This is a genomic window from Acinetobacter endophylla (assembly GCF_053543775.1).
In genome coordinates this window covers 2997-3474 of the sequence record NZ_JBLVOM010000269.1, presented here as the reverse complement: position 1 = coordinate 3474, position 478 = coordinate 2997, and the positions used below count along the sequence as shown (strand labels likewise).

1 pseudogene is annotated in these 478 nt (G+C 34.9%); it reads left to right on the top strand.

The annotated features are described in order from the left end of the window. A pseudogene (locus ACNPNW_RS15755) lies at nt 1-478 on the top strand (BREX-1 system adenine-specific DNA-methyltransferase PglX); the annotation flags it as partial.

Here is a 478-nt window from a genome sequence, read left to right as displayed (position 1 = left end):
GGGAAGCCCTGTAGCTTATTGGATAAGTGAATCAGTTCGTAATTGCTTTACGAAGTTTCCTAAACTTGCTGAATATATTGAAACAAGAATTGGGTTAATAACTGGTGATAATAATGCATATATCAGAGACTGGTATGAGATATCATTTGATGGAATTGGATTTAGTTTAACGAGAAGTGAAGCTAAAAAAAGTGGTTTAAAGTGGTTTCCACAATCTAAAGGAGGAGAATTCCGGCGCTGGTATGGAAATAATCAAACTGTTTTAAATTGGTTTAATGATGGAGAAGAATTACAAACTCGAAAACACTCATCTGGGAGCAGAATTCTCGCTCATAATTTTAATTTAGACAAAATATTTAAACCCGCTATTTCCTGGACAAAAATATCTTCAGGAGAGTTTTCTGCTCGATATCAGCCTGAGGGTTTCTTATTTAATGATGCTTCTGCAAATGCATTTGTTGAGAATGAGACCCATAGA